Here is a 4,561-nt window from a genome sequence, read left to right as displayed (position 1 = left end):
AACTACGTGATGTCTCGGTTCTTCACTCCTGCGCTCAGTCGCTGCGCTCCATCGCTCCGTCGCTCCAGAACCGAGACGGGCCCCGAACCACAGATCCGGCCACCTTGCGGAGGTGTGCCCACCGGCAGCCCGATCATCATGCCGGGGTTTTGCCGAAGAGAGCGCGGGCGGCGCCGGCGGTGACCACCGAGCCGGTGACGACGACCCCGGCCCCCGACACCATCTCGCCGGCATCGCCGACCTCTTCGGCCAGCGCCACGGCCGTTTCCAGGGCGTCGGGCAGACCGGCGGCGGTGACCACCCGCTCGTCACCGAAGCGTTGCACGGCCAGATCCGCGAGTCGTTCCACCGGCAGCGCCCGGGGCGAGCCGTTGGTGGTGACGACGATCTCGTCGAAGACCGGTTCGAGCGCGTCCAGGATGCCGGCGGCGTCCTTGTCCCCCAGTACCGCCACCACCCCGACCAGTTTCCGGAAATCGAATTCCGCGGTGAGGGTGACCGCCAGTGCGGCCGCCCCGGCGGGGTTGTGGGCGGCGTCGATGAACAGGGTGGGCGCGTTGCGCATCCGTTCGAGCCGACCGGGACTGCTGACCTCGGCGAACCCGGTCCGGACCGCCTCGATATCGAGCTGACGCTGCGCACCGGCCCCGAAGAACGCCTCCACCGCGGCCAGCGCGAGAGCGGCGTTATGGGCCTGGTGCTCACCGTGCAGCGGCAAGAAGATCTCGTCGTACACCCCGCCGAGGCCCTGCAGTTCGAGCTGCTGGCCCCCGACCGCGATCTTGCGGCCCAGGACCCGGAACTCCGAACCGGCCCGGGCCACCGCGGCGTCGACCTCCACGGCCCGCCGCAGCAGCACTTCGAGGGCCTCGGGGTCCTGTTCGGCGATGATCGCGACGGTATCGGTCGGCACCAGCGATTCGGCGGCGCGCTTGATGATCCCCGCCTTCTCACCGGCGATGGAGGTCAGATCGGGGCCCAGATAGTCGGTGTGATCGAGACCGATCGGGGTGATCACCGCGACCTGTCCGTCGATCACGTTGGTGGCGTCCCAGCTGCCGCCCATCCCGGTCTCCACCACCGCCACATCCACCGGCGCCTCGGCGAACGCCGCGAACGCCATGGCGGTGAGCACCTCGAATTTGCTCATCGGCGGGCCGCCGGCGGTTTCGGACTGGGCGTCGATCATCTCGATATAGGGCTGCATCTCCCGGTACAGCTCCACGTAGTGCCCGGGTGAGATGGGCCGGTTGTCGATACTGATCCGCTCGGTCGCCAACTGCAGATGCGGGCTGGTGAACCGGCCGGTCCGCCGGTGCAGCGCGGTGAGCAGGGCGTCGATCATCCGGGTGACCGAGGTCTTGCCGTTGGTGCCGGCGATATGGATCGCCGGGTAGCCGTGCTGCGGCGACCCCAGCACATCCATCAGCGTCGCGATACGCGTCAGCGACGGTTCGATCTTGGTCTCCGGCCACCGCTTGTCGAGTTCGGCCTCGACCAGCGCCATCTCCGCCAGTTCCACCGGCGACGGGCCGGTCCCGAGCCCGGGACCGCCCTGGCCGCGCTCGGATTCGGGGTACCCCTCGGCGCCGCTCATTTGCTGCCCAGTTCGGCCAGCCGCGCTCCGATCCGCTCGACCTCGGCGGCGGCCACCGCTCGCCGCGACCGGATCTTGTCGACCACCGGTTCGGGAGCCTTGGCCAGGAACGCCTCGTTGCCGAGCTTGGCATCGGTGCCGGTCAGTTCCTTCTGCGCCGACGCCAGGTCCTTCTCCAGGCGCCGGCGTTCGGCCTCGAGGTCGACGGTGCCCGAGGTGTCCACCTCGACGGTCACCGTGGTCGCGCTCAGCCGCACCTCGACCGACGCGGTCGCGGCGAAATCCGCTCCCGGTTCGGTCAGCCGGCCCAGCGCGCTCACTTCGGGATGCAGATGGTCCAGACCTGCCGCGTCCAGGCCGAGGACCCGCGCGGAGACCTTCTGTTTGTCGTTGAGACCCTGATCGCTGCGGAACCGGCGGATCTCGGTGATCAGCCGCTGCAGATCGGTGATCCGCTGCGCGGCGGCGGTATCGGCGGGCACGCCGGACGGCCGCGGCCAGGCGGCGATCACCACCGATTCGGCGCCGGTCAGCGCCAGCCACAGCGATTCGGTGACGAACGGGATGACCGGGTGCAGCAGCCGCAGCACCGAGTCCAGCACCGCGCCCAGCACGACCCGGGTGGACTCGGCCCGCTCCTCGCTCTCGGCGAACTGGACCTTCGACAGTTCCAGATACCAGTCGCACAGCTCGTCCCACGCGAAGTGGTACAGCGCCTCGCAGGCCTTGCCGAACTCGTAGGCGTCGAACGCGGTATCGACCTCGGCCAGCACTTCGCCGAGCCGGTCGACGATCCAGCGGTCGGCGTCGGTGAGCGATTCGCGCGGCGGCAGCGCACCGGGCCGGGCGCCGTTCATCAGCGCGAACTTGGTGGCGTTGAACAGTTTGGTGACGAAGCTGCGCGATGCCAGCGCATGCGGTTCGCCCACCGACAGGTCGCCGCCCGGCTGGGCGCCGCGCGCGAGGGTGAAGCGCAGCGCGTCGGCGCCGTAGTTGGTGATCCAGTCCAGCGGGTCGATCCCGTTGCCGCGCGATTTCGACATCTTCTTGCCGAACTGGTCGCGGATCAGACCGTGCAGGAACACGTCCTGGAACGGAACCTGATACTGCCCGTCCTTGCCGGTGGTGACGACATCGTCGCCGGAGACGAAGGTGCCGAACATCATCATCCGGGCGACCCAGAAGAACAGGATGTCGTAACCGGTCACCAGCACGCTGGTCGGATAGAACTTGGCCAGCTCCGGGGTGGCATCGGGCCAGCCCATGGTCGAGAACGGCCAGAGCCCCGAGGAGAACCAGGTGTCGAGCACATCCGGGTCCTGCACCCAGCCCTGCGGCGCCTCCTCGTCCGGGCCCACGCACACGACCTCGCCCTCGGGCCCGTACCAGATCGGGATCCGGTGCCCCCACCACAGCTGCCGGGAGATACACCAGTCGTGCATATCGTCGACCCAGTCGAACCAGCGCGGTTCCTGGCTCGCCGGATGGATGACGGTATCGCCGTTGCGCACCGCATCGCCGGCCGCCTTGGCCAGTTCCTCGACCTTCACCCACCACTGCATGGAAAGACGCGGTTCGATCGGTTCCCCGCTGCGCTCGGAATGCCCGACGCTGTGCAGATAGGGCCGCTTCTCGGCGACGATCCGGCCCTCGGCGGCGAGCCGCTCGCGGACCTTCACCCGGGCCTCGAACCGGTCCATCCCGTCGAATTCGGTACCGGTACCGGAGATCCGGCCGCGCTCGTCCATGATCGTGGGCATCGGCAGGTTGTGCCGCAGGCCCATCTCGAAGTCGTTGGGGTCGTGCGCGGGCGTGATCTTCACCGCACCCGAACCGAACTCGGGATCGACGTAGTCGTCGGCGATGATCGGGATCTGCCGGCCGGTGATCGGATGTTCCAGGGTGGTGCCGATCAACTCGCGATAGCGCGCGTCCTCGGGATGCACCGCGACCGCGGTATCACCGAGCATCGTCTCCACCCGGGTGGTGGCGACCACCACATGCGGTTCGGAATCCACCAGCGACCCGTACCGCAGCGACACCAGCTCGCCCGGCACCTCTTCGTATTTCACCTCGATATCGGAGATCGCGGTGCGCAGCTCCGGCGACCAGTTCACCAGCCGCTCGGCCCGGTAGATCAGGCCCGCGTCGAAAAGCCGTTTGAAGATGGTCTGCACGGCCCGCGACAGACCCTCGTCCATCGTGAACCGGTCCCGCGACCAGTCCACACTGTCGCCGAGGGCCCGCATCTGCCACTGGATCGCGCCACCGGATTCGCGCTTCCAGTCCCAGACCTTCTGCACGAACAGTTCGCGCCCGAAATCCTCTTTGGTCTTACCGTCGACCGCGAGTTGCTTCTCCACCACCGTCTGGGTCGCGATACCCGCGTGGTCCATTCCCGGCAGCCACAACACCTCGAACCCCTGCATCCGCTTGCGGCGCGCCAGGGTGTCCATCAGCGTGTGATCCAGGGCATGCCCCATATGCAGGGTCCCCGTGACATTGGGCGGCGGCAGCACGATCGAGTACGCGGGCGCGTCACTGCCCGGATCCGCCGTGAAGTAACCGGCCGCTACCCAGCGCTCGTACAGGTCGGCCTCCACCTCGCCGGGATTCCAGCTCTTGGGGAGGGCATCGGCACGATTACGCGTGTTGTCAGGGGCTGCGCTGGTCACACCGCAATGTTATTTGCCCTGCCTCCGGGAGTATCTTCGGCCCCGGATTCGGGGAGGACGGGAGCCGGGGTGAGCTCGGAGCCCGCCTCGAGCGAAACGGCGGGGAGGTGGTTTGGATGTGCCCCTCCGCGAAGGGTGGGGCTGTGATTTTGGAGCGGCTCCGCCGCTCGAGGGTGGGGCGGTAATTTTGGAGGCGCTCCGCGCCTCGAGGGTGGGGCCCTATTAACCCGGTTCTTCACTCCCGGCGGTCGGTCGCTGCGCTCCCTCCCTCTGGTCGCTCCAGAACCGG

2 protein-coding genes are annotated in these 4,561 nt (G+C 68.3%); both read right to left on the bottom strand.

The window, feature by feature from the left end; all coding sequences use genetic code 11:
• Positions 1 to 136 precede the first annotated feature (136 nt).
• Complete coding sequence (gene folC, locus ACWDU1_RS29865; RefSeq protein WP_450003579.1) at positions 137 to 1,597, bottom strand: bifunctional tetrahydrofolate synthase/dihydrofolate synthase; 1,461 nt, start codon at positions 1,595 to 1,597, stop codon at positions 137 to 139.
• On the bottom strand, positions 1,594 to 4,272 hold the full coding sequence (locus ACWDU1_RS29860) for a valine--tRNA ligase (protein WP_450003577.1): 2,679 nt from the start codon (positions 4,270 to 4,272) through the stop codon (positions 1,594 to 1,596). The genes folC and ACWDU1_RS29860 overlap by 4 nt, the downstream gene beginning before the upstream one ends.
• Between the last annotated feature and the right edge of the window lie 289 nt (positions 4,273 to 4,561).

The organism is Nocardia sp. NPDC003345, from assembly GCF_053589395.1.
Note: the sequence above shows the minus strand (reverse complement) of the source record. Positions and strands in the feature narration are given on the sequence as shown.